The 26,900-nt window shown below is 41.7% G+C and carries 23 protein-coding genes; 6 read left to right on the top strand and 17 right to left on the bottom strand.

Annotated features, from left to right (window positions below; translation table 11 throughout):
* Positions 1-750: 750 nt before the first annotated feature.
* The gene (gene nhaA, locus ACJJIE_RS02790) at positions 751-2,181 is read left to right on the top strand and encodes a Na+/H+ antiporter NhaA (RefSeq protein WP_282932284.1); all 1,431 of its coding nucleotides are present in this window, start codon (positions 751-753) and stop codon (positions 2,179-2,181) included.
* Between the two features lie 121 nt (positions 2,182-2,302).
* Here nhaA and ACJJIE_RS02785 read toward each other — a convergent pair whose 3' ends face one another.
* From ACJJIE_RS02785 to ACJJIE_RS02760, 6 genes are all read right to left on the bottom strand, one after another.
* Positions 2,303-2,698, bottom strand: a complete 396-nt coding sequence (locus ACJJIE_RS02785) for a universal stress protein (protein WP_282932283.1) — start codon at positions 2,696-2,698, stop codon at positions 2,303-2,305.
* A 762-nt stretch (positions 2,699-3,460) separates the two neighbouring features.
* Entirely contained in the window at positions 3,461-4,522 is a 1,062-nt protein-coding gene (locus tag ACJJIE_RS02780) for a hypothetical protein (protein WP_444893474.1), read from the bottom strand.
* A gap of 90 nt (positions 4,523-4,612) precedes the next feature.
* Positions 4,613-5,680, bottom strand: coding sequence for a hypothetical protein (locus tag ACJJIE_RS02775; RefSeq protein ID WP_444893473.1), 1,068 nt, complete (start codon positions 5,678-5,680; stop codon positions 4,613-4,615).
* Positions 5,681-5,749: 69 nt separating this feature from the next.
* A complete protein-coding gene (locus tag ACJJIE_RS02770) occupies positions 5,750-6,820 on the bottom strand; it encodes a hypothetical protein (RefSeq protein ID WP_282932280.1) in 1,071 nt (356 codons plus the stop codon).
* A 7-nt stretch (positions 6,821-6,827) separates the two neighbouring features.
* Positions 6,828-8,156: a hypothetical protein gene (locus ACJJIE_RS02765; RefSeq protein ID WP_282932279.1), complete on the bottom strand. Its 1,329-nt coding sequence runs from the start codon at positions 8,154-8,156 to the stop codon at positions 6,828-6,830.
* A gap of 644 nt (positions 8,157-8,800) precedes the next feature.
* Positions 8,801-9,631 (bottom strand): glycerophosphodiester phosphodiesterase family protein, encoded by an 831-nt coding sequence (locus ACJJIE_RS02760; RefSeq protein WP_444893472.1) that lies wholly within the window; start codon positions 9,629-9,631, stop codon positions 8,801-8,803.
* 893 nt (positions 9,632-10,524) lie between these two features.
* Between ACJJIE_RS02760 and ACJJIE_RS02755 the strand changes: the two genes are divergently transcribed.
* A complete protein-coding gene (locus tag ACJJIE_RS02755) occupies positions 10,525-10,803 on the top strand; it encodes a hypothetical protein (RefSeq protein ID WP_444893471.1) in 279 nt (92 codons plus the stop codon).
* A gap of 411 nt (positions 10,804-11,214) precedes the next feature.
* Here ACJJIE_RS02755 and ACJJIE_RS02750 read toward each other — a convergent pair whose 3' ends face one another.
* The 10 genes from ACJJIE_RS02750 to ACJJIE_RS02705 all read right to left on the bottom strand — a co-directional run bounded on the left by ACJJIE_RS02750 (position 11,215) and on the right by ACJJIE_RS02705 (position 21,185).
* The gene (locus ACJJIE_RS02750; protein ID WP_444893470.1) at positions 11,215-12,084 is read right to left on the bottom strand and encodes an RbmA family biofilm matrix protein; all 870 of its coding nucleotides are present in this window, start codon (positions 12,082-12,084) and stop codon (positions 11,215-11,217) included.
* Positions 12,085-12,180: 96 nt separating this feature from the next.
* Complete coding sequence (locus tag ACJJIE_RS02745; RefSeq protein WP_444894739.1) at positions 12,181-13,044, bottom strand: RbmA family biofilm matrix protein; 864 nt, start codon at positions 13,042-13,044, stop codon at positions 12,181-12,183.
* A gap of 152 nt (positions 13,045-13,196) precedes the next feature.
* Complete coding sequence (locus ACJJIE_RS02740) at positions 13,197-14,066, bottom strand: RbmA family biofilm matrix protein (protein WP_444893469.1); 870 nt, start codon at positions 14,064-14,066, stop codon at positions 13,197-13,199.
* 143 nt (positions 14,067-14,209) lie between these two features.
* Complete coding sequence (locus tag ACJJIE_RS02735; protein WP_444893468.1) at positions 14,210-15,079, bottom strand: RbmA family biofilm matrix protein; 870 nt, start codon at positions 15,077-15,079, stop codon at positions 14,210-14,212.
* Positions 15,080-15,221: 142 nt separating this feature from the next.
* On the bottom strand, positions 15,222-16,097 hold the full coding sequence (locus tag ACJJIE_RS02730; protein ID WP_444893467.1) for an RbmA family biofilm matrix protein: 876 nt from the start codon (positions 16,095-16,097) through the stop codon (positions 15,222-15,224).
* Positions 16,098-17,471: 1,374 nt separating this feature from the next.
* A complete protein-coding gene (locus ACJJIE_RS02725; RefSeq protein WP_444893466.1) occupies positions 17,472-17,807 on the bottom strand; it encodes a hypothetical protein in 336 nt (111 codons plus the stop codon).
* 222 nt (positions 17,808-18,029) lie between these two features.
* The gene (locus ACJJIE_RS02720; protein WP_282932271.1) at positions 18,030-18,152 is read right to left on the bottom strand and encodes a hypothetical protein; all 123 of its coding nucleotides are present in this window, start codon (positions 18,150-18,152) and stop codon (positions 18,030-18,032) included.
* Positions 18,153-18,735: 583 nt separating this feature from the next.
* The gene (locus ACJJIE_RS02715) at positions 18,736-19,077 is read right to left on the bottom strand and encodes a hypothetical protein (RefSeq protein ID WP_282932270.1); all 342 of its coding nucleotides are present in this window, start codon (positions 19,075-19,077) and stop codon (positions 18,736-18,738) included.
* A gap of 1,015 nt (positions 19,078-20,092) precedes the next feature.
* Positions 20,093-20,419, bottom strand: a complete 327-nt coding sequence (locus ACJJIE_RS02710) for a DUF5992 family protein (RefSeq protein WP_444893465.1) — start codon at positions 20,417-20,419, stop codon at positions 20,093-20,095.
* A gap of 508 nt (positions 20,420-20,927) precedes the next feature.
* Positions 20,928-21,185 carry a hypothetical protein gene (locus ACJJIE_RS02705; RefSeq protein WP_444893464.1) on the bottom strand — a complete coding sequence of 86 codons (258 nt, stop codon included), beginning with the start codon at positions 21,183-21,185 and terminating at the stop codon, positions 20,928-20,930.
* 1,500 nt (positions 21,186-22,685) lie between these two features.
* On the opposite strand from ACJJIE_RS02705, the gene ACJJIE_RS02700 reads away from it, so the two are divergent.
* The 4 genes from ACJJIE_RS02700 to ACJJIE_RS02685 all read left to right on the top strand — a co-directional run bounded on the left by ACJJIE_RS02700 (position 22,686) and on the right by ACJJIE_RS02685 (position 25,787).
* Complete coding sequence (locus ACJJIE_RS02700; protein ID WP_444893463.1) at positions 22,686-22,943, top strand: hypothetical protein; 258 nt, start codon at positions 22,686-22,688, stop codon at positions 22,941-22,943.
* A gap of 77 nt (positions 22,944-23,020) precedes the next feature.
* A complete protein-coding gene (locus tag ACJJIE_RS02695) occupies positions 23,021-23,260 on the top strand; it encodes a hypothetical protein (protein WP_444893462.1) in 240 nt (79 codons plus the stop codon).
* A complete protein-coding gene (locus tag ACJJIE_RS02690) occupies positions 23,260-24,297 on the top strand; it encodes a tyrosine-type recombinase/integrase (RefSeq protein ID WP_444893461.1) in 1,038 nt (345 codons plus the stop codon). The genes ACJJIE_RS02695 and ACJJIE_RS02690 overlap by 1 nt, the downstream gene beginning before the upstream one ends.
* 50 nt (positions 24,298-24,347) lie before the next feature.
* Positions 24,348-25,787, top strand: coding sequence for a hypothetical protein (locus ACJJIE_RS02685; protein WP_444893460.1), 1,440 nt, complete (start codon positions 24,348-24,350; stop codon positions 25,785-25,787).
* Positions 25,788-26,145: 358 nt separating this feature from the next.
* Here the strand turns inward: ACJJIE_RS02685 and ACJJIE_RS02680 are convergent, their stop codons facing one another.
* Positions 26,146-26,607: a hypothetical protein gene (locus ACJJIE_RS02680; protein ID WP_444893459.1), complete on the bottom strand. Its 462-nt coding sequence runs from the start codon at positions 26,605-26,607 to the stop codon at positions 26,146-26,148.
* Positions 26,608-26,900 lie beyond the last annotated feature (293 nt).

Here is a 26,900-nt window from a genome sequence, read left to right as displayed (position 1 = left end):
GCTTCTTTGAAATTGCCACTTCACCCAGCCTCTAAAGCTCAAGCAATTTATATAAAAGGATCTTTTTGCTCTCTGTGCAAGTAAGCATATTCCTGTTTTGCAATGCAAACTCTCACCTAAAACTCCGACCTAATAATTCAGTCATTGTCATCCCCCTCAGATTGTCACTAATTGAGAGCCCAGCTCCTGATGGGCCACCAATAAAATCACCAAAGAGTGAATTCACTTCAGCACTGCAATCCTTCCCGCCCATATAAAAATGCCCCCTGGGAACCTCTACCTTCAACTGCTTGGAAACTTAGAGTCGAATTATGACCAAACCAACCGAGTAGAGGCGAAGAGAGTAAATTTGTTCAAGCCCCATATCTATTTATCTATGCGCATATAGACAAATCCTTATTGAGGCCAAAATAACAAATAATTCTCCGCTGCAACCCCAGCCCATCAATACACAATTAACGGCCATCTTACTAATGTCATTCACGGCAAAAAACCGACAACCAAGTTCAAATCGCCAATACCAAGAGCTACATATAGAATCACCCTTTGGACATTAGAGTATTAACAATAAATTAACAACGCCCACCAGCAACTGCATGAAACTTATTGCCCCCCCTTGCAACCAACCTCCGAATGACACCTTTTAATCTAGTTAAAAATACAAGATCCATGATAATCTCTCCCTCCTAAAGTGAGAAATAACAGCCCTATATTTCGTAGGGTTTAGCCAAGAAAGGAGGATTCTCGCCGATGAGTAAAGGGGTTTTAAATAGGTTTAAAATTCGCAAAGGAAAAATTTTTGAAGCCCCGCTAGAAGAGGCATTTGGTCGCCTGGTTACTCCTTTTGAGGAATTTATTCATCGACAAAGTAGCAGCGGTATTTTGCTAATGCTTTCTGCGCTTATCGCTTTGATCGTTGCTAACTCCCCACTGCAGGAAACCTACAAGCACCTTCTTCATATGCCTATTGCCATAGGTGCTGGGGGCTGGACCTTTTCCCTTTCCCTGCACCACTGGATTAATGACGGCCTAATGGCCATCTTTTTCTTTCTAGTTGGCCTCGAGCTAAAGCGAGAATTTCTTGTGGGAGAACTCTCAGATCTTCGCCAAGCGGTACTGCCTGTGATGGCCGCTATTGGCGGGATGGTAGTGCCAGCCTTACTGTACAGCTCCCTTAACTCAGGTACAGAAGCTGGTCCAGGCTGGGGCATCCCGATGGCAACAGACATAGCCTTTGCCGTGGGCTGTATCGCACTTCTAGGTAACCGAGTACCACGTGCAGTAGTAACCTTTTTGGTTGCACTGGCTATCGTAGACGACCTGGGGGCGATTCTCGTTATTGCCGTCTGGTACACCGAACAAGTAAACATGACTGCGCTTATCGTTTCAGGCGGCCTGGTTATGGTACTAGGCCTACTCAATGCCGCTGGTATACGCCGATCCGCAGCCTACGTCTTCGTTGGCGGCCTGTTATGGTATGGTCTTCACTCAGCCGGTGTTCACGCTACTCTTGCGGGCGTGATTACTGCCATGGCATTACCTGCCAAACCCAAATACGACCCTGTAGCATTTAGCACCTTCGTGAAAGATATAATTCGAAGTTTTGACCGCTGCTTCCGCCCAGGTGACAAAATTATCGCTAATGACGATTTACGAGCCCGAGTAATGGGCCTGGGTAATGGCGTAAACTTAGCCCAATCTCCACTACAACGCATGGAAACCCGCTTACATATTCCGGTTGGATTTGTAGTGATACCAATCTTCGCACTAGCTAACGCGGGGATTCCGGTCGACAGTTTCAGTAGCTCTGAAGCTATACTCAACCCAGTCACTCTTGGGGTTATTTTCGGCTTGGTAGTCGGCAAATTACTCGGAATTGTAGGGGCGACCTGGATAGGCTGGAAACTAGGCTGGGGGCAATTACCCAAAGCAGCAAATTTTCAGCATATTATCGGTGTAGCATTACTCGCAGGTATCGGATTCACCATGTCCATTTTTATTGCCGAGCTAGCATTCAGCTCACAAAATGAGCTTCTGATCCAAGCCAAGGCCGGTATCTTACTGGCATCGGTTATCGCTGGAACTGCTGGCTTTTTAGTCTTACGCAACGCTCCCGCTACAGAAGACAATGTCGTCGAGAACGAGGGCTCAGATCACCCACCTCAGGCTACCTCCAACTAAATTGCGGTAATCAAAATAGGCCGGGGCAAATATGCTTGCCCCGGCCTACTAAAAAGCACCATCACAAAGAATTGTGTGATTACGAGGCGAATTTTGATCCAACTATCTATGGCTCTAAAACTTAGATCCGAACTAAAGTTACATCGCAATGCGCATAGTTCACTATGCTATTGGCTGTAGAACCAATCAGGGAGCTCAAACCTTTCTTGGAGTGAGTACCCAGAACTATCAGGTCCACATTCCTCTTTTCAGCTTCCTTGCAAATAACCTCATAAGGCTTTCCAACTTTAAGAGCTCGGTTTCTTTTGCTAACCCCAAAGTCTTCTGTAATCTCCTCAAACTTTGGAATTGCGCTTTCTTTCAGCTCTTTTTGATAATCCTTGGGCAAGAAGCTATAAGGCAGTACATTTAACACTATCAACTTACTATCGAATTTCTTAGATAGTTCTACCGCTTTAGACAACACATACCTACCTTCTTGAGACGCCTCTATAGCGCAAAGGATAGTATTATACATATTTCCCCTCCAGCAAATGGCCGATATAAAATATCTGAACAAAATAGATATTAATCTAACTACAGGTTAAAAGAAATAAGGCTAATGCACAAAGACTATAGGATTCCTGAAAGCACTCCACGACTTTACGCTCTCCGATCTGCAGACAACTACCGAAGGAAATCTAACTTGGCGCAGAATAAAACCCTTGTGTACATAGCCTATTAAAACCATTAAGTGCTTGATTTAAATCACTCAAAAAGTAGAAACAACAGTCAGCATATCCGTATATTCAAGATTAAAAACAAATCTATAGCGAAATCACAGCATACCAACTAGAAAGTAAGGCATAAAACTGAATATATAACGGTAACGGGTGCTTTAGAGTCCGCATCCGACTGGAACTTCATCAACTCAAACTTTCCAAACTCAAAGCGCCCCGACCTTGCCTTCGATAAAGAAAGCAAAGAATTACCAAAAAAGCTATATATTCCTCCTAGACTCTTCAACACGACTTAAAGCTTTTCGGCTTGAAAAAAATTCTCAGTCTCAAGAATATTAAATTATTATACTCAACCCTCCCAATTCAAATATAGGACAAACGACAGGCTAATGCAGACCCAACAAAAGACAGCCTAAAGCCCGACATGTTTCTCTGGTCCCTTATCACACTAAGAAGGTTCGCCCCAGGAAAAATATTTTTCAAATAGCTCATGTGAAACCACAACCCAAAAGCAAAGTGACATTACAGTCCACAGACCTATCAAGAAGCCCTTTAGCTAGTCATCCTTGATGAATTAAAGGCTGATGGAGGCACTCTGTGGGAATTCTTGATACAACCTCTATTTTATCCCCCAAAGGATAGCTATTATGTAAAGGTCTATGCTGAATACGCTTATCGATAAAAGTAGAGACCTCATCAGCAGAGGCCCTATTATCACCGCTCCCTCCTTGATCAGGTGCGATATACCCAGAGCTGCTCCACATCCTCATCACATGCTTGGCATCGCTCTCTTGCCGGGAAGTAAACGATAAAATTGGTTTATCATTTGCCTCAGGCTCTGCTTGAACTTTAACAAGTCGATCGGACAAGTCAGAAGTAAGATTCAAGCATAACGAATCCACAACATCCTGAGCAAAGCTTATTTGATCTTCCCAAGGAATACACTGATTCACCCGGTATGCATTACCAGCATTCGAAGCTGAGCGTGTAATATCAAACCTAAAACTCAAAAAGTGCTTATCTGTTAATGCAGTATGCCAGCTAATCCTATCGGGCTTATTTCGTAAAGGCTGACTTTCAAAGTATAACCAGCTCTTACCATCCTGCTTTACCCATTGACAATTGATGGGACCAAAATAGCTCGGCCATCGATATTGAGTTAAGTCAAATGGATCTTTTTTCAAGCCCGGGTCGAAATTATGAAGATCTATCAATTCATATCTGCGGTAAACTTCCTTTGCCAACACGTTTGTATCAAATAAACTTTCATTGATGGGAAGGTCTTCTATTGAGACAACAGTTGCAAACAGTTTAATATTCCCCCCGTACCCTCCAAGAACAGGTCTACTCTTGACTCCCCAACAACTTGAAAATATTTTTAAATACTTAATGGCTGGAAAATTAATTTTCTCATCCAAGTTCTTACTTGATCGATATGAAATTGGGCGATAACTTTTAGCCTCATAGATATCAAACTCTTCAGGCTCCACGTCCCATTTTTGAGAGGAGGATAACGGGTCTGATGGAGGAGGCACCATGAAAGAAAGCTTAGAGCCAGATAGAGTCTTTTCAACTCTTCTAGCTCTACGGAAGTTCGGCCCACGGGAGAAAATTTCTTTCAAACAACTCATAAAGGACTTGCATTCAGAAAAGCATGATAAAATCCAGACTCTTGAGAAGAATAGAGGTTCATCGAGGAGCCCTTTGACTCTTCATTCCTGATAAATTAAAGGATGATGAAGATTCTGAGTAGGAATTCTAGACGCAACCTCTATTTTGTCTCCCAAAGGGAAACTATTATGCAATGGCCTAGGCTGAATACGCCTGCCAATAAAACTAGAAACCTCATCGGCAGAGGCTCTATTGTCATCCGTATCTTTACCAGGGGCAACATATCCGGAGCCACTCCACATTCTCATCACATACTTTGCATCGTTTACTTGCCTGGATGTAAAAGATAAAATCGGCTTATCATTACCCTCAGACTGACCTTGAATTTTAACAAGACGATCGGATAAGTCAGAAGTAAGATCGAACTCTAAGGAATCCATAATACGCTGTGCAAAACTAATATAATTTTCCCATGAAAGGCATTGATTTATCCGATATGCGTTACCAGCATTCGAAGCGGAGCGTGTAATATTAAATCTAAAACTCAAAAAATGCTTATCAGTGAGTGCAGTATGCCAGCTAATTTTATCAATTTTATTTCGCAGAGGTTGACTCTCAAAATATAACCAGTTTTTATTAGCCTGTTCCACCCACTGGCAATTAATGGGCCCCAAATAACTAGGCCAGCGATACTCGGTCAAGTCAAAAGGATCATTTTTCAATCCCGGATCAAAGGTGTGGAGATCTCCTAATTCATACCGGCGATATACTTCTTTTGCCAGCACTCTTGTATTAAATAAACTTTCATTGATGGGAAGATCTTCTATTGATGTAATAGCAACAACCAGCCCAATCTTGCCGCCATACCCCCCTATAATTGGCATTCCCTTAAACCCCCAACAACTTGAAAATACTCTTAAATACCTAATAGGAGGAAACTCGATTTCATCATCCAAGTCTTTACCCGGGCAATATGAAATTGGGCGAAAATTCTTAGCCTCAAAAATATCAAACTCATCAGGCTCTGTCTCCCACTTTTGAATAGAAGAAAATGGGTCGGCCGGAGGAGGCACCATAAAAGAAAGCTTAGAGCCGGATAGCGTTTTATCAATTCTTCTCGCACGACGAAAATTCGGCCCACGAGGAAAAATATCTTTAAAATAACCCATGTAAAACTTTCACCCAAAAGAACTGTACTATGTCCTCCATAGAGGCCTAACAAAAGCCCCTCTAACTCATCACTCGTGATGAATTAAAGGCTGATGGAGGTACTCTGTGGGAATTCTGGATACAACTTCTATTTTATTTCCCAGGGGATAACTATTATGTAAAGGTCTAGGCTGTATACGCTTATCGATAAAACTAGAAACTTCGCTAGCGGAGGCTCTATGGTCCTCACCCTCACCTTTACTTGGATCTGTATACCCTGAATCACTCCACATTCTCATCACATACTTTGCATCCTCAACCTGCTTGGCGCTAAACGATAAAATAGGCTTATCTTTAGCTCCTGACTGCTCCTGAACTTGATAAAGTCGCTTTGATAAATCAGAAGTAAGAACTAAATCTAAAGAATCTACAATACGCTGTGCAAAGCTAATGTAATTTTTCCATGATACACGCTGATTTATCCGATATGAGTTGCCGGAATTTGAAGCTGAGCGTGTAATATTAAATTTAATGCTCAGAAAATGCTTATCTGTCAATGCTGTATACCAGCTAAGCTTGTCAAACTTTCTTCGTAAAGGCTGACTTTCAAAGTACAGCCAATTTTTATTGGCTTGTTTTACCCATTGACAATTAACAGGGCCTAAATAACTAGGCCAGCGATACTGAGTTAAATCAAATAGGTCATCATTTAATCCTTTATGAAAATCATGTAAATCTTCTAATTCGTACTTACGATAAACTTCTTTTGCCAACACTCTTGAATCAAATAAGCTTTCATTTACAGGTATATCTTCAACTGAATTAACATCTATAATCAATCTAACATTACCACTATACCCCCCAATAATGGGCACTCCCTTAAACCCCCAACAGCTAGAGAATATCCTTAAATAACTTATATGTGGAAAATCAATTTTATCATCCAAATTCATACTCGAACGGTATGAAATTGGTTGAAAATTCTTAGTGTTAAGAATATCGATCTCATCTGGCTCCACTTCCCATTTTTGAGCAGAGGAAAATGGGTCGGCAGGAGGAGGCACCATAAAAGAAAGTTTAGAGCCAGATAAAATTTTCTCAACTCTTCTCGCACTACGAAAATTTGGCCCTCGGGGGAAAACCTCTTTTAAAAAACTCATATAAATCCTATTTCTTGGCCAAACTTTTCTGCAATAATTGCTTTAGAGGCATGGTTGCCCCACTATGATACTGCTCATTAAGGCTTGGAATACTTGCTAATGTTGTACTAGCGGCAAGTTTCAACCCTTTGGCGCCAAGCGCAACAAGTAGCGCCTTTGTTCCAGCAAAAGAATACCCCATTGTTGATGCGGACACCGCCGTAGAGACAGCCAAAATTGTCGGAGTAGCTACTTTTTTAGCCTCTTTATAGAAATTTGTGGCCGACTGTCCAGCATCTACGAACTTATTGATACGATCTTCGCCCGTTGATGCCCTGCAAAGCGCACTTACCGCCATCGCTATATTTCCGAGCCCCAATTCCGAGCCACCGACAACCTGGGCAACACCGGGGGTGGCCTTAAACCATGTAGAATCCTGTGTATTCATCCCAACCTTACGGCGTAAATTATCGGCCACATAATGACTTGAAGTAGCATCACTAAGAAATATTGTTTGCTTCTCATCTACGTTCACCCGCCTTAACGCAAGTTGTTCCATAGCTTTAGTTAGCACTTTTGAACCACCCCGATGACTTATCCAGTCAACATATAGACCTTTGTCATGCGCCTCTTTCATATATCCGGCAAGAATCCTTGCAGCTTCCATATCCTTTGCAGTAGTACCACGCCCTAGATTTTTAACATATCGCCAACCTGCCTTTGCAGTGCCATCTTGTGGCACGTAAAAGAGGGTATAACCTTTACCCTGCAATTTTTCTAATTCTACAGTATCACCTCGAGTAATATGGGATGGTAAGATTTCAGCAGCATGATTTAAATCCTTACAATATCCATTGATACCAATTTTTAATGGAGAGTCCTTCTTGCCTGTTACATTGCCGCTTGTATTTAAAAACATAGCTGGATCCTCTTTTCTTGACCAGCTACCACCACTATCTTTAGATTCCCACTCAATCTCCCAAAGGGCAGCCCGCCGCTCCTTTTCCGCTTCACGCCTTGCTAATCGAATATCAAGAATAACAACATCAGTCTGCGGTCCACCATAGTAATTGATTAATTCATACTCAATCTCAAAACCATCCCCAACAATACACCTTCGAGTTGCACTTCCATTCTTTAAGTAGGAATTAACCGGTGCGGCAGCTCCTCTTAAGCCATTTACTGCATTAGTCAATGCAAGGGCATGGTAGCCATCGCTACTAGGTACACGGCTAAGCTCCTGAAACCCCTCCAGCATTTGATGAAGTTGGTCATTAGCTACTATTGAACGACCAGAACCAGATTGACCAAAGGTTTTAAGTCCCATGCCGGCAGCTGATGAAGGTAAAGAGTTCATTGTTCATCCCTATTCAATAAACGCAGTTTCTCCTGTGAATTAAGTCACATAAAGATATTCTGCAGGAAGATTTGTGACTCAATTTATCAGTGGGGCCATTCTAAGTACATTTTTTGAAATTGTCGCACAAAATCGAATTAATTCGATTTGCTTTAGAGGCTTAAAAGTCAAAATTCAATAAGTATGCAGGGTAAAAAATTGGTGCCAGAGTGGAATTTACTCTACCCATGACATTGAGCGAAAAATAATCACCTAAAATTAGAAGCAATGTAATTGTATGTAATTGGTCTCCCACCACTTTTGAGACATATATCTCATGCAAGAAATTCACAATTTTTTCACAATTACAACCCTCGTACTAGTTATCAGCTAGCATCTCTGTTATTATTGCACCATGGTACAGCTTAGAGTCAATCAATTACGCTGCAAAAATAACCCAATAGCACCAAAAAAGTACTAACTAAATCTGTACAGATGTTACCCCACCTTATTATTGTTGCTTCAAATCGCAGGTACTAAGCATCTATACTCTGACTAAAACCAGCCATTTAGAATTTAAACCTCTCACACAAAACCAGCACGAAGCCGGCCTTGTATGAGTCAATGTTAGCAATAAAGAAAATCTTGATGTTTCGTGAATATTGCTAACGCTCACCAGCACTCTCAAGTGCTTGGTAGACCCGCCCGGGAAAATCGCCAATAATCCCGTCTACACCGAGCGATATACTGCGCTCGATATCCTCCATGTCGTTAACAGTCCAAAGATCCACCGCCACACCTTTACTCTGAAAAAAACGAACATAAGGCTTCGTCGTGATACTGTATGGTAATTGGGCAACATCAAAATCCGGTTTAAAAGCCCATCCAAACCCCGAACTCCAGGCAAGGCTCGCTTCTATAAGTTCCCCAATAGTTGCGCTAGTCCTAATATATCCTCCGCTGATATCACGAAAATGCCCCATTGCCTTGTTATGCTGACTAGCCACCGTGACTTGCTGCTCCATTCTATAATCAACAATTACTTGCCATAGTATTTCCGACAGCACTTTATCATTTGGCTTGATTTCAATATTAAATATAGCGCTGGGGTAGCGTTCAAACAGCTCATTCAAAGTTAAGAGTGTATGCCCTTGATTGCGGAACGGGTAAGTGCTGCCATTATCCGGGGAGAATTCGTGTCCAGCATCTAAGGCCTTAATTTCGCCTAAAGTCAAATCTTCAATTTTATCCGCAACACCTGTATTCTCTTTAAGGTCTACATCATGATTGATAATAATGTATTGATCTTTCGACAGATGTATATCTAACTCGAGGATATCTGCTCCCTGCTCTAATGCCATATCAAAAGCCAGGGCTGTACCCTGGGGGTACTCACCAGATGCCCCCCTGTGAGCAAGAATATCAATAGCCCAAACCTGACTATAAATGATCATTGAGAAAGCCAGACAAGTAACGACCTTGAGTATGTTGTTCATTTAGAATTTTCCTTTATTTTAAGAGACAAACCACTACTCAGAGACAACTAAAAACCAATCAAAAAATCGAGCCTGCAGATTTCTGGTATTGCGCATATTTTACTATCATACGCAAATAACTTATTAAGCATCATATTATCAGTAAGATAAAGAAGTTACTCCTACAACCTTCACCACCTCTATCACCAAATGCACTTGGTAAAAAAAATTATGGTATGAATGACAGTTAAATTTAATTTAGCCAACGGAATTTTCGATACAAAAGCTCCGTTTATTCATGTACCTTAATATGACTAACCATCCCTACACACTTACCTCACCTAAAGCTGCTTTTCACTACACCTCTAATGAACTTTCCTATTCTGAGAAACACTATACCTTTGAATATTCAACACCAATGCACAAACTGAAAGATTAGTCATTTTATTCATTTTTAAGGCAAATTTTTCGCTATCAATTAAGGAAAGATTCATCACTTTTATTATCTAAGAGGTTTCATCCATTAGGTAATACATCAAAGATATGAGCCAACCTAAAAAGATGAAGTGAATACATAAAAGGGCAAAAATCGATTCCTTTCGTCTACATGGGTAATTCCCGCACGCACAAACTAAAAATAAATTGACTAACACAGGCTATAGGTAATCGGTGTAGACATCCTCGCTACAGCCATGAAGTAGGGCACGACAAAATTCTCCCCATACTATAAGAAAATGTCTTGGTTAAGCTCCCGTACATAAACCTTATGATTAACTTAAAGTGCATGGACAGTATCTAATTCTTATTTAAAGAATAGTCCAAGCAACTGTCTTAGCTGCTCCTCGGTGTATTTGGCCAAACTGGCTATGCAGGTTGCGGGCTCGGCACCCTGATTTATAAATGTGGAGAATCCCATGGAAAGATACGCATTGCTCACAGGCACTTATAACCTACTTATGGGTGGAATAAAGGATTTCAAGCGGTCATTTCATAATGAGGAGGACGCCTACAAAGAGATAGAGCAGATTGCCAATACTGACCCTTTTACTCAATGGGCACAGATATTCGACAAGAAAACTGACAAGGTAAGAATTTTCAGCATTATCGATAAGAAAGTAATTGAGAGGAAAACCAATGGCTACGCAGAGCAATCTGCAGAATCTATGGTGAAAGCTGTCACAAAGTTTAGCTAAATGATAATCAGGCAGTTGTAGGCCTGCTTAAAGTAGGCTTACAACCCTAACCCTTATTAGCAATTCTATAAATCAGATGCCCAGTTGGCTGTTTATCAGATTAAGAGTCTTTTACTTGCCCTAGTACCTGTACACAATGTTTCCTTCAGGTTCTTCTACCCAATAGCACAGATAGCGGCTGTTATGAAAATCAATCCAGCTTCATTGCTGCTCATGTGATCTGGATGGGGTTGCTGGAACACAGAATGTTCCAGCATACAACGCTTTATAGTATTCGTAGTAAAACATACTGGCCATAGGTATATTTCATTGGTATGGAGGTTTCACAAAAAAACCTTACGACCAAAACAGAGAGCTAAGCAAGATCGGCAAATCTTACAACAACATCCTGACCTCAAATACTGAAAAACCTCAGTCAACACTTTTAGTGAAAGACAGACTGTCTTTCACTCGAACCCCGATATTTGGGTCAGTCACATACCAAGTCAGTTCGTAATCTCCAGCCTCAAACCAGGCAGGTATATTTAGATAATTTTGATTGTAGCCCTTTGTCTCAGAATAATTCAACACCACATCCCGTGACTTATGAATGGGGTAATTATCCCCGTTGGGAAATTTAAGTACACTCCATTGTTCGAGTGTCACCAAAGATTGTGTAGAGTCTAAATTACGAATACTTGCATCATAATTGACTCTCCCTCCATAGGAAGGAACTGTGAACTCAGCAGGTTCGGCAATATCAATCGCCAACTGAATATCAGAAACATCACCCTCAACTACTAGCTCAATACCCCAGAACTCTACATAGCCAGCCAGTACACCGAGCTCAATTTCACTTTCTCCATCAAGAAGGTTCTTTAGCAACAAAGCATTTCCTTCTGCACAGATGCTAAAATCTTGCAACTGAGGAATAGGATTAGGATTTTCCGGAGTTGGCAAAATGTCGTCATAAATCAGAAACGCCGGATATAATTGAGCGTTTCTCCTAAGGGGATCTGAAAATTCACTTTCCACCACGGAATGTGCTGAACTCGCATTTCCGCCTTTAACCTCAGCATTAATACAGACCCTTTCAATACTATGGAATCGATAACCAATATCTACATCTACGTAATATTTAACTCTATCTTCCATTATAAAGGGGTACGGCTCAGCCAAGTCTATACTTGTAGTAATCGTATCCGCCTGAACCAATGGCGACACCCAGATGAAGGTGGTACTAGCGATAAAATTTTTCAACACAGCCCTGTGCAGAGGTTGATTTATAGTCAGCTTTTTCAAAGTTACAGTCCATTACATATATTATAGGGTACAACAACACTTATTAATCGAACGGTTAAGACACGAGATCGGCTCGACCTACCAGCAGCCAAAAATTTAGTCAGCGTTCTTTATAAAATGCAGGCTATCTTTCACTCTATTCCCAGTGCTTGGATCAGTGACATACCAAATTAGCTCATAATCTCCAGCTTCGAACCAAGCAGGTATGTTTAAATAATTTCTAGTGTAATCTTTCGACTCAGAATAATTTAATACCACATCCCGTGACTTATGGATGGGATAATTATCCCCGTTGGGGAGCTTGAGTACACTCCACTGCTCGAACGTAACCAATGACTGCGTAGAGTCTAAATTACGAATACTTGCATCATAATTGACTCTCCCTCCATAGGAAGGAACTTTGAACTCAGCAGATTCGTCAATATCAATCGCCAGCTGAATGTCGGAAACAACACCCTCAACAACCAGTTCAATATCCCAGAACTCTACAAAACCACCAGACACAAAGAGTCTAAACTGACCCACCCCATCCAGGAAGTTATTTGCAAAAAAACTATTCCCATTTTCACAAAAATTGATATCTCCAATTTGGGGTACGGGATCAGGGTTTTCTGGTGTTGGAAGGTCGACTGAATAAGTTAGCATCGACATTTCCATAACTTCGTTTAAGAAACCGTCAGGCCCGACTGTTTCACTTCTAAACCCATAGCCTGCCCATGAGGCATCACCATCTTTAGGCTCAGTATTGATACAAATTTTCTCGATAGAATCGAACTTATAGCCGATATCTAACTCCACCTCGTAATCAATTCCACTTTCCATCTTAAAGGGGTATGGTTCACCTAGATCTATTTTAGTACTTATCGTGTCTGCTTGAACCAATGCCGATGCAGATACTAAGGTGACACCAGCGATAGATTTTTTCAACACAGCCTTGTGCAGAGTGCAGCTTGCATTCATTTTTTTCAAAATCACATTCCATTAGATACATTATGAGGCACAACAATACTTTGGACAGTTTTTAAAATTCAGTCCTAGTAATGCAAGACCTGTGACTTGATACGGGGAAAACTGGGACACATAAGCACCCCAGCCTGCCGGGAGATTAAAACTTAGTCGGCACTTTTAGTGAAATACAGGCTATCTTTCACCCGAACCCCGGTACTTGGATCAGTGATATACCAAATTAGCTCATAATCTCCAGCTTCGAACCAAGCAGGTATGTTTAGATAATTTCGAGTATAATCTTTCGCCTCAGAGTAATTTAATACCACATCCCGTGACTTATGGATGGGATAATTATCCCCGTTGGGAAGAGTGAGTACGCTCCATTGCTCAAATGTAACCAATGATTTCGAAGAGTCTAAATTACGAATACTCGCATCATAATTGACTCTTCCTCCGTAGGAAGGAACTGAAAAATCTGCAGATTCATCAAGCACGATCGCCAGCTGAGCATCAGAGGGATCACCTTCAATAATCAGCTCAAAGTCCCAAAAATCCACATAACCACCGGACACATAGAACGTAAATTTACCTTCTCCATCAAGAAAGTTATTCGCCGAAATACTGTTTTCACCTTCACAGAAGCTGATATTTTGCATCCGTGGAGCCGGATCGGGATTTTCTGGAGTTGGAGCATCGACAAAATAAACCATGGGCGTTCCTAACGTTAACTGTACACTTTCAGAGCCTGGAACAGGTTCACTTCCCACACGATAGAATGCCGCAGAGGCAAATCCTTCTTTAACTTCAGTTTTAATACAAACTTCTTCAATGCTATCGAATCGATAGCCAACATCTAAATCTATCTCGTACTCAATTCCATCTTCCACCCTGAAAGGGAATGGCTCACCCAGATCTATTTTTGTGCTGATTGTATCTGCCTGAGCCAGTGCCGATGTGCAGATTAAAGTGATACCACCGATAGAATTTTTCAATGCAGCCCCGCAATGGGGGTATTTATTAGTTAACTTCTTCAAAATCACATTCCATTAGATACATTATGAGGCACAACAATACTTTGGACAGTTTCTAAAATTCAGTCCTAATAATGCAAAGCCCGCAGCTTGATACAGGGAAAACTGGGACACATAAACGCCCCAACCTGCCGACATCTTAAACCTTATTCAGCACTTTTAGTGAAATACAGACTATCTTTCACTCGACTACCGGTGTTTGGATCAGTGACATACCAAATTAGCTCATAATCTCCAGCTTCAAACCAAGCAGGTATGTTTAGATAATTTCGAGTGTAATCCTTCGCCTCAGAATAATTTAACACTACATCCCGTGACTCATGAATGGGATAATTATCTCCGTTGGGAAATTTAAGTACACTCCATTGTTCGAGTGTCACCAAAGATTGTGTGGAGTCTAAATTACGAATACTTGCGTCATAATTGACTCTCCCTCCGTAAAAAGGAACTGAAAACTCGGCAGACTCATCAATTGCAACTCTTAACTGAGTATCAGAGACATCACCTTCAACAAGTAATTTAAAGCTCCATAACTCTACATAGCCACCAGATACGCTGAAATTAATCTCACCTTTTCCGTCAAGAAGATTCTTTGGCAACACATTACTTCCATCCATACAATGATTGAAGTTTTGCACCTGTTTACTCGGGGTGGGATTTTCTGGAGTTGGGAGAACAATGGAAGGGTACAAAGGTACCGAAATCCATTGTCCAACTAAAGGCGGGTAACCTGGGGATTCATTTTCCACTTTAAAAACTGCATAGTCCGCATCTCCACCTTTAACTTCAGCATTGATACAAAGCCTTTCAATACTATTGAATTGAAAGCCAACATCTAACTGCACCTCATGAGTAATTCCATCCTCCATCATAAAAGGATACGGTTCACCCAGATCTACTTCGGTACTGATCATATCTGCCTGTACAGATGCCGATGCGCAGATTAAAGTGATACCACCGATAGAGTTTTTGAATACAGTCCGGCAATGAGGGTATTTATTAGTTAACTTCTTCAAAATCATATTCCATTAGATACATAATGAGGCACAACAATACTTTGGACAGTTTTTAAATTCAGTCCTATTAATGCAAAGCCCGTGGCTTGATACAGAGAAAACTGGGACACATAAGCGCCCCAGCCTGCCGAGAGTTTAAAACTTAGTCGGCACTTTTAGTGAAATACAGGCTATCTTTCACTCGACTGCCGGTGCTTGGATCAGTGACATACCAAATTAGCTCATAATCTCCAGCTTCAAACCAAGCAGGTATGTTTAGATAATTTCGAGTGTAATCCTTCGATTCAGAATAATTTAATATCACATCCCGTGACTTATGGATGGGATAGTTATCTCCATTGGGAAATTTAAGTACACTCCACTGTTCGAGTGTCACCAGAGATTGTGTAGAATCTAAATTACGAATACTTGCATCATAATTAACTCTTCCTCCGTAGGAAGGAACTAAAAATTCAGCAGATTCATCAAGTACAATCGCCAACTGAGTATCAGAGACATCGCCCTCTACAACCAGTTCAAAGTCCCAGAAATCTACATAACCACCGGACACATTGAATGTAAATTTACCCTCACCATCGAGAAAATTCTTTGCCAAGACACTATTTCCATTCCCACAGAAATTTATGCTTTTTTGTAGCTGTGGTTCGGGGTTTGGATTTTCCGGCGTTGGGCTAGGCATGCTAATTGCGAGTGTTTGCGCAACAGACTCAAAACGTGGGAAAGTGAAAGGCTCTGCAGGTTCACTTTCTGCTGAATAGAATGCTGAGCTAGCATTTCCATTTTTAACTTCAGTGTTAATACAAATTTCTTCAATGGTATCGAATTGATAACCAATATCTAAATTTATCTCCTGCTTAATTCCATCTTCCATCCTAAAGGGGAACGGATCACCTAAGTCTATTTTTGTACTAATTGTATCTGCTTGGACCAATGCCGATGCGCAGATTAAAGTGATACCAGCGATAGAATTTTTCAACACAACCTTGTGCAGAGGGGAGTTTATAGTCAGTTTTTTCAAAATCAAAATCCATTACATATTTTAAAATTTACAACAATAATTCAAACAGCTTTTTAGGCCCAAATCCTATTAAAGTAAGACTTACACATTAACAATCAGTATTTATCGAACCCCTTGGGCATCTTCGAGTTACGAAAATATTCTAATAAAAATGCAGCCCTCAAGAATGACCAAACAAAAACTATCCGAGGCATTGTATTTCACTGCCCCCCATCCCTCCAAAATTTTTTCCCTTCCGACCGTACCAAGTAAATCGATGGCTAGCTCAACTACTATCAACCAACCAACATAATCGGTTAACATTTTTAATAACGATGGGAAATTACTCTCTATATTTTTCTAAATTGTGCTTTACATCACTGCAATGTACTAACCCTATAGCAAACACATCGTAGCAACATTCAGGGAAATAGCTCCCAGTTAAATTACCTCACGTTACTACAGATATTCATGGATGTTTGTGGATCAGAGCATAACGGTAGAAAACCGAGAAAGAACTATTCTAGTTATTATGGTGAAGCGGGATGAAGCCAGAGGTTCCATAAGAATCGGGGCCCCAACAACAGTAGCTATACTATCGGGAAATAGCTGGTAGATGAGTGGAGAGCTGAAGCCTTTTGACAATGACTTAATAAGCACAGATCACATCATACGCCAGTACATCATGTAGGTTAGATCTTTGCCTGCAGCTAGACAGCAGGACTGTGCTCTCCCCTGCTCAAGCAGTTGTAAAAGAAGAGGGCAGCAAATTATTCAGTAGGTGACTGAAAAGTGTAGATAAAATTCGTTGATGTGCAGAAATTTACCATAGACAAAGTCTACCCCATGACAGTAAAACAGCTGGTTAAGTGAATTAGCACAGAGAAAATATTACATATCTGCTTTAGATATAACTGATATTCACACCTATTCAAACTTAGCAATACCCAGGCAGTATTTAGACTATTCTCTAACCACTTTTTATAGCATACGTACAAGATGAGAGGTCAGGCTGACTGGTAGATAGACAAGTTCTCATTGTAACTACTCACATTGTTAGATGCTAATATTTATTTGATTTTCTTGAGGGTATATGGTGTGGCTCGATATTTAAGCTGAAAACTCTAGGCTCGCGCTTACGGAATTCATAGAATCGGGAGAAGATGAACAATGCACAACGGAGAGTTGTGGTACCTCAAATCTCAAAACCAACTTCAGCTACTCTATCTTCACTCTCATAGGCATATTCAACTCCTTGTAACGGCTAATCTCGGTGAGTTTAAAGCGGCATCACGGATTCATATACTTTGGATCATTAGGATATGCTTGGGGGTTTTGGGCATAAAAAAACCCGCTAGTGCGGGTTAGAAAAAATTGTCATAAAATAATTGTTTGTCAGTTTATTTGAAAATTACTAAAGTCCCAGGATAAAGAATTGGCATCACAAGATAACGTGTATGTCAATGAAACCTCACTCATTGACATTTTTGCTGCTAGTACAGCAGACAACACTGCGTTATGTGAAGGGTTATCGCTAGTAATGGCAACCCTCTGATGCCCATCACTAAGATTACACGCATTAGGCAGGTTATCCATATATATAAAGACACCTCCTTCGGTTCCGACGTTGAAAAATTTAACTTTGTCTATCTCCCCTGTTACAGTTGCCGTTTCCGCGAAAGAAATTGCTGGGAAAATCACTGCAAAAAAGATCAATACAATTTTTTTCATTTTACTCTCTTTTAATTTACGGTAAAAAATAAACTCATCATTTCGCAATTTTATACTAGCTAGGGAAGCCTTTGAAGGAGCAGCTGCTACTGAACACTCGAAGGGAGGGGAGCGAAAGTGGGCGAGCGCCAATTCATTTCAGCATTGTATTCTAACTCAAGGCTACCGTGACCCGAAACAACTTTGACGAGGGAGCCCCGCGTAACTCATTCCAATACCACTTTACGCCATTTTAGCTTCCACACGGGAAGCTTTTCCGGAGTGGTCGCCGGTACCGCAGTAACAGACAAACTCTTCACTCTTCGGCTTTAGCTCCCAGCGCTTTTTGTGCAGCTTATACTCCATATGCTTCTGCAGCTCCATACGCTATAGGATAGCTCTGAGTTCCTCAGCCCTCATTTGGTACATTTCACCAAAATAGCTCAGTCCAGCAGTTCATAGATATCCCACCCACTATGAATCACTACTGCTACAACAAGATCCGGTCAGAGGGTAGTGTCCGAGAGTCCCTGCTCGATTTGCCCCATGGCAAAGTTCACAAGGATTGCCGGCAAATTTCTCGTTTAATGTATTCAGTACTACTCGCTGAGGGGGAGGTTGTAACAAAATAGCTTTTCAAATTATTCAGATCGGCACGATGGATTATTATGCGCTGGGTCACTGGCGGTCGTTCCAGGAATTTCGGACATAAGAAAACCCGCTTGTGCGGGTTTTGGTATCCATCGTTATAATATATCTTTTGTACTAACCGTTTATTACAGTAGCTCCCCAAAAACTCAAAGAGCCATATATATAAAATTTTAGATTCTTTGATCTAATGCTACGCTTGATAGCATTGTTAGCCGCCTTGACTCTCCTGATGCTGTGCATGATTTAGAGTACAGCTTCAAAAGACTTGGATTCAATGGATTTTCACCTGGTCAACCCACTAATTTGAGGTCGCCTTCAAATTTACATTTGTTACATTAAGTGTGGAGTCATCAAAACCAATCCATACTGTTTTTCCGCTAACAAGAGCCGATGTTACGAGTGAATGAATCCGATTTACTCCGTTGTGCCCAAAGATAGAATGTTTAACACGCAACCATTCTGTCACCCCGGCATCTTTTGACCCACTTCCAGTCCATGTAGCCTTCACTCTTATATCGAAGTCCGGAGAGTAACTATCATATACTGCAACTTCTTCAATTTTTGCCTCTGCGGCACCAGCCAAACAATTTGCAGAAGAAACAAATATACTAACCAATGCTAGGCATACTAATTTTTTCACTTATGAATTCTCCTATTTAATGTTATAAAGCAAGAGTATCCTATTATTATAATCCTTGCGTAAAAAAAAAAGGATACTAAAAAATCTTCTTCGAGCTTCTAGAGCCCACACCTGAAACGAATGTGCAGAATTGGATTTAAAGTAGCCTATTTATATCTCAGTGTTTTCACTACTCTAAATTATTTTACAAAAACTTGGAAAAGGCGATATCCACTTAACACCCAAAAGGGAGTGAAAATGGGGAAGCACATTTCCTTGCGGTATTTTATTCACGCCCATGGCCGCCCTAAAACTTAAACTACCTTAAGGAAGTAGCCCCACGAGTTATTCCACGTGCCAGGCAATCTATTCTAATACCGCTTGACGCCATTTGAACCGCTGCGCTGAAGCGCAGTTGGAGCTATTCATACCGGTACGCAATAACAACCAAACTCTTCACTCTGCTGCACTAGCTCCCAACACTACTCACATGATTTCTAGCCCTAATGCTTCTGAAATCTCATATACTATAGAATGGCATAAACTCTTGAGCACTCAATTCGTACGCTTTACCCAGATAGTCTGATCTAGTAGTTCATAGATACCCTATTCTAGGACTATATACTACCTGCGCGACAGAAAGATCCAGCCAGTGGATAGTGCTAGAGAATGCTTTTTTTGCTTGCTTCATAGCAAAGTCCACAAGGATTACCGGCAGTTTTCCCGCCCCATGAATTCAGTGTTGCCGGCTAAGAGAAATCATAGCCGGATAGGGTTTCAACTTGTTTAGAGCAGAATCGACAAATGTTATGCACTGGTTCATTGGGCGGTACTTCCAGAATCTCGGATATAAAAAAGCCCGCTTATGCGGGTTCAAGTATTAACAGTGCAGCAGAGCCTTATTACAAAGGAACCATTTAAATCAAAATAGAAGTTTTGGATTTAAACGCCTCCCTGTTAATCAGAAACCACTAACCGCGTCATGCTCTCAAACACATAGATCTGTCCGACTTCAACAGTGAGTTACACGAGGGCACTATTGGTTTAGATCTATTGAAACTGCCGATACACAATCAGTGTCATCTGTATAGCTATAAACATCGACTTTTTTACCCGAAACTAAAGCAGTCGTTGCTAGCGTGAAAGTTCGCTGAAACACCCCCTCAGTTCCGGCATTATCTAGTTGGAATTTTACTTTGCCCGAACAATTATCTGTATTTGACGAATACCATACCCAAAAGGCGTCTTTATTTTGTGAAGTTGCCGATACCTTTGTTACTGTAGCCCCCAAGGCAAGATATCCTTCACCAGCAAATGTATTCATAGAAAAAAAGAACAAAACTGCCACCAAGTACTTTTTCATTTGTTTCCCCATCTACAAGTTGAAGTACATTCAAACTATGCTTAATTACTATTCTACATTATCGCCTGTACTCATCTCCTTGGGAACTATTTTCTAGTTTATCTAGAACTTACTGGTTTTTATGCATAAATAGAGAAAGCGGTGACTGACTTCTGGATTTATAAGACTTCTGTACCTTTTTTCGCCCCATTAAACTTTCTCAAATAGCTAAAAACCGACGTACTGTCACGTATTGACTATCCATCCGCTTACGCCCGCCAAACAACCCCTTCATCCGGCGAATGCTTGCGTACCGCATGCCGCTCACCACCAAGCATGATCACTCCCCCATAACTGTAAACTCACCTGCAGGCATTCCTCATCATCAAAACTTTCAATCTCCTACCCAAAGATCACCCGGCAATCTATTGGCTCTCCGCCGCTACCATCATCATAGGTAGCAGCTCTGCCCATTTGCAAAATGCACACCCTACGGCTATCTGGTCCAGATCTATAGTTCACTTCGCATTTAATGGAGCCGGGTATGCCAGTAAATGACTGCAAAGCTATTTACACTGGAACCTGTATTCTCAGCAACAAAGGTCACAGCGCCGGCAATATTACTAATAGCTGAAAGTGCCTGCATTTTTGCCAAATGAACTGGAACAAGCCACCCAAGTAAAGGTCCCCCCCCCGTATCTAGTCCTGTGGCAGATACCTTAGACACTGTGAATACGCTATCAATACCAATCACACTGAACTCACCCACGGCAATATCAATCAGCACCCACCATGCCGGCACTTGACCAGAAGTGATTCACACGAGTGTTATTGATGTAATCCAGCACTCGCCCTTCTTGCACAGAATTAATAACCATTCTATGACCCCCGCTGAAATTAATATAGAAATAAAAAAGGCCGCTTTATGCGGCCTTCTGCAACAAATTGCACTACTAATTAGTAAATAAGCTGCGTATAAATTAACTCACAGTTAGAGGAGCTTTCTTCAATTCTAAATTTTAAGGACTTTTGAGCAATAGCGGCTGATAAGATCATTGAATAGATCTCTGAGTGTAGACCATTATCTTTTGTCAAAGTAATAAATCTACCTTCATTTAGAGTGCAATTCAGCGATGACATATCAGCATCAAGCTCAATATTAATATTCTCTGTACTACCATGCGGGTAAAGAGTCGTGACATTTGCCGAGCAAGAGTTTGCACCACAGGACCCAGCGAACACAAAATTAGAGGCTAAGAAAAATAGAAGGAAAATTGATAACTTTCTCATAGTCCACTCTGAGTAATATTAACTTCAAGAAAAATGACGAGAACACAGTTTATTGTTCTTTTGGCGTTTTTACCATTCCTTTAGTATCCCAGACTTTCACAACAGTATCCAGGCGCAAATTGAACTCCACCCCTTCAACGCTTCAACGCTTCAACGCTTCAGCCATTTTTCCCTCCAAGATCTGAACTTACTAACTGTCCAAATAGAGTACCTTGATAAACTCATGCATTATTAGATCAGCACTAAGGTACCAACCGTTATGACTACTGAGGTGTAAATCATAAATGCGCTTCAGCGATATTGCGCGCTAGTCCGGATAGTATTGTTTTTAATTTCGACTTCAGGTTCCAAGGCAACCTTTGCACTGCTCTCATCGGCTATATCAAAAATCAGGAAATTGGACCAAATGTTGAGTACTGCGTCGCCACCCCTTGCTTATCCATTAATACCCGGTCGACATCAATACTGTTGGCATTGATGTCCGCTATGCTGGCGAGGCTACTGTGACTAGCGTGGAACACGGGACGTACTATCTACCATATTCGAATTTTTAACCAGAATGCTGTATACAGAAATCCCATCACACATACGACAATCGGGCCCATCTTTTGTGGGATGCTGGAGAATGTGATGAGATTATCGATAGCGATGGGTTCGCGGGTTATGGAGTAGAGTTCACCGAAAGTTGCTAGCACGGGAGTATCGGCGCGCTCCTCAAGACTCTCACTACTTTACGCAATGAGGGACGCTGCCCAGGTCCGTGCGCGTTATCAATTTAATGTCGCTGAGATCGCGCCCCTATGCCTCCTCATAACCTTTGTGCATGGGATTCTTGGCACTATTGCCAAGGACTGTCATTTAACCACCAAAATCACGGGTGAACGCTGTGGCGGCCACCCTCATTCGAACAAGCCCTGGTCATAAGCCTGCATCAAGATGCGGGCAATCTCCATTATGGCGTAACCGCTCCTCGTGCTCTTTTCACAGAGGACGCACAATGCTTACTGGTACCTACAACCTATCGATGGGCGGTATTAAAGATTTCAAGCGCTCCTACGCCACTGAAGAGAAGGCCTTCGAAGAAGTACAGCGCATCGCTCAAAATGACCTGTTTACTCACTGGGCGCAGATATTCGATAAGAAAACCGACAAGGCAAAAATTTATCGCATAGTCGATAAGAAAATCATCGAAGAGAAACCCAAAGACTGCCCTCACTCGGCATCAAAACCGGAAACAGAACCGCAGTACGCCTGAGGTTATTTAAAAATAGTTTTCTCAGCCCGCCAAGTGCGGGCTTTTTAGGTGGAAGACAACAACGCGAGGGATGTGCGATGGGTAACTTGCTAACCAAGCATGAGATAGCCCGCCTAACGGGTGCTGGCGCCGAGAATGCCGAGGAGCAAAAACGCATTCTCGATGCCAATCGAATTCCCTATGTGCTGAAAAAGGACCGATCCCCTGCACTCACCTGGGAAATGGTTAATCAAGCCATCCTAGCCCGAGGGGCCTCAAAACCTGACTTAACCGGTGTTAACCTACCCCCAGGCTTTAACCTTGGAGCAGCAAGCTAATGGGCAGAAGGCGCAACCCCGAAAATGCATGGATGCCACCTTACGTTGTCCGCTACCCTCGCGGATACCGCGTAAGGCGCAGAGGCTGGCCTATACAGCATCTAGCCGACCTCAACGCTAGCAAATCAGAAGTGTGGGCCGCTTACGAAAAGTATCAGGCAGGCTTGGTACAGAAGACATTCACCCTCACAGACCTAATAGAACTCTACTTCGCCTCCCCTCAATACACTAAGCACATCAAGCCTCAAATCCAGAAAGATTATCACCGCTATAGCTTGCGTATTCTGGCGGTATTTGGGGAAATGGAACCGGATAACATCACCTCCCCTCTGGTACAGATGTTCCTTGATGCCCGCGGAGCTGAGCACCCTACAGCCGCAAACCGTGAGAAAACATTCCTCGGCATTGTTATGAAGTGGGGTAAAGCCAGAGGATTCGTAAAAATTGAAGATCCAACGGCGGTAGTTAAAAGCCTGAAAGAGAAAGCAGGCGGGCGCTACGTAGAAGACTGGGAATACCAAGCCTTCTGGCAATGGCTGGGCGATCGCGGCCATGTGATGCACCAATGCGCCATGGAAATCAGCTATTTGTGTGCAGCCAGGCAGCAGGATGTATTGGCCCTTACGCGCGCAGATATGAAAGAAGATGGTTTATTTATTATTCAAAGCAAGACCGGGAAAGCGCAGATAAAACTTTGGAGTCCGGCTCTAAGGGAAGCTATAGAGCGAGCACTTACGAGCAATGTTAATGCACAGATTCAAACAGCTCATATTATTCGCAGCCGCACCGGGCACCCCTTCACCCGCATGGGCTTTAATGCCACCTGGCTAAGAGAACAGCGAGCCGCACTTGAAGCGAGAGTTATTAAGAAGCGGTTTCGATTTCACGATTTGAAAATTAAAGCCGCCAGTGATTTTGACGGTGACGTGCAGAAATTTACCGGACATAAAACTCGTTCCATGGCAGAGCGATACAATCGAACAGCGGATCGGGTAGTTAGCTTAAATTACAAAAAGAGCACTAATGGAACCCCCTAAATCATTTAGTGTAAAATTGCAAAAACACACATAAAATCAAGCACCACCTTATGAGCAATAAGATATACAGATTCAGACCGATTGAAAATCTATTAGAAAAACACAAAGAGCTAGAAAATCAAAGTATTTTCTTTGCCCCTCCAGAATCCCTCAATGACCCTATGGAGGGGTTTCAAGATATATACTGGAGTGGAGACAGTATAATTTGGAAAAATTTTTTTAGACACTACCTTTTGTGCCTAGATAGGGCATGCTCCTTACGGCTAATTTCAAACGGAAAGCCCCCCTCATCAAGAGAATCTATACCAGTATTTATTGGAAAGGAAGACCTCCTAACACCTCAGTATAAGAAATTATTCGAAGAAATATCTAGCGCCTTCTTTAGAGACAAACAGGCTTCAAATCTTTTAGAAGCAATACTACAGCGATCAACGCCAATCAGAAGAGATGAACTTTCTTTCTACTTAAGAAGCATCCACACTCTCGCACTCGACTCTATTTACAATACGTATGAAAAACATAAATTAATAGCTCAAAGAAAAGGAAACATCGGCAGCGAGCACGTTAAAAGCATAGTAGACATCGCTTTCATTGAGAACCTAGAGAGGGAGTTAACACACGGCACTTACAATGGGGAGGCTGAAAAAATGTTCTCCAAACTAAAGAACCAACAATCCCAAACGAGCTTAATGTACCGCTATAACGGGATAATGGATGACGATGAAAGCAAAAATCTATTAGCAATTGATTTTCCAGATGAATACATATCGCGAATTGAAAAGTTAGTCTTCCCTGAATGGTATACAGCATGCTTTATGTCCGAATGCACAAACTCTTCAATCTGGGGAAGTTATGCAAATAACCACACTGGTGCATGCTTAATATTTAATACCGAAGAAGAAAATGAGTGCTCCTATTTACGCTTAACATGCAAGAGTGGAATGAATGCCAACTCAAAACCATCTTATGGCTTAACTAGATTTAATTTTTTCTCCATTGACTATACAGAAGGCTTTGGAGAAATCGATTTTTTCCGAATGCTTGGTAGACTTCCAATCCCCAAATTAAACTCCACTTGGTACTCACTAGATGGAAAGATGAGTTCATGTGCAGATGATATGGCCACTTCAGAAGACAAGTGGAGAAAGGAATACTGGGATAGATTTTACCGATCCATAACAAAAAAAACAGAAGACTGGAAGTTTGAGAATGAACACAGACTAATTCTTTCTGGGCAATCAGACTATTCCAGCAAGGAGGATAGAACCCTTAAATATGAATTTAAATCATTGAAAGGCATTATTTTTGGAATAAAAACACCAATAGAGAGAAAAATAGAGGTTATCAGGATAATAGAGAAAAAATGCAAAGAAAATAATAGGAATGACTTCAAGTTTTATCAGGCTCATTACTGCCCAACTAAAGGTAACATAACTCACACCGAGCTATCCCTCATCCAGCTCAAAAAAGAAACTGAAACGTTAGCCTAGCCTAGAGCCACAAAAACTTAGATGAAGCCTTTTATCACTTAAAACAGAGACTTAAATTAGGAGCTGACAAGAATCAAGTGCGCCAGCTCCTGCAAGCCTACACCACCACTACTGCTATCGAACCTGACGGCCGAGCCTCACAAAAGATTAAAGCAGAAGATATAGAAGACCTAGACCCCATCATTTCCTAGCTACAAGCATGCGACTTAGTAAACTTCAACATAGATTGAGCGCAAAATTACCACACCGAGGCCCAATACTAAAAAACCCCGCATTAAGCGAGGTTTTACGCCCTTGATAAACAAGGAAGAATTCGGGACAGGCGAGCGGGGCCGAACCTAAAGATCCACCACCTACGCTACCACTGATAAGCAAACTTTACACTTGCACCGGTAGTATGCTCATCAAAATACGGCTCATCACCTAACCTGGTTCCCGCATGAACAGCGGCACCGAGCACAAATGAGGATTCAGAAAATCCTGAAAAGTAATAATTGTAAAGCAAAGCAATCCCGTTATAGCGCGCTGCTTCATCTCTACGATAGTTAACCTCTACAAGCCCCAGGAAAACTCCTAAAGAATGGCTATCGGAAGCTACAAGTCGCTCCCAACCCAACCCGTAACCCGCAACTGAACCAGCCTCATCGGAATAGCCCTTCCAACCCAAAGAGCCGAAGTACTTATCTTTACCGCGGTTAATTGAATACTTTGCTCCTATCCCAGCATGATCCTGGCCCCCGCCTAATGAAAAGTTTGAGTCCCCAGCCGCAGAGGCGAAAGCAGAACAGGTTAAGAAAAATACGGACAGCAGATACTTCATTACAGCTCCAAGCTACTTCTTAGTGATTTAAAAAGGGGAGGGGATTTTTACCGCCAGATAGACATGACTCACGATCTGCCAAAATTAAACCTCAACATAGATTGAGGCTAAAATTGGCACCATGAATTGGCACCACGAGGCCCAAAACTAAAAAACCCCGCACTAGGCGAGGTTTTAAGTCCTTGATAAACAAGGAAGAATCTGGGGTGGCCGACGGGGATCGAACCCGCGACCTCAGGAGCCACAATCAAACATAAAACCTTAGCGTAATCATACACTTACAACCACCTATG

This window comes from Microbulbifer maximicatervae (SeqCode), from assembly GCF_052467325.1.
The sequence above is the reverse complement of the archived record's forward strand: the minus strand, read 5'-3'. Positions and strand labels throughout refer to the sequence as shown.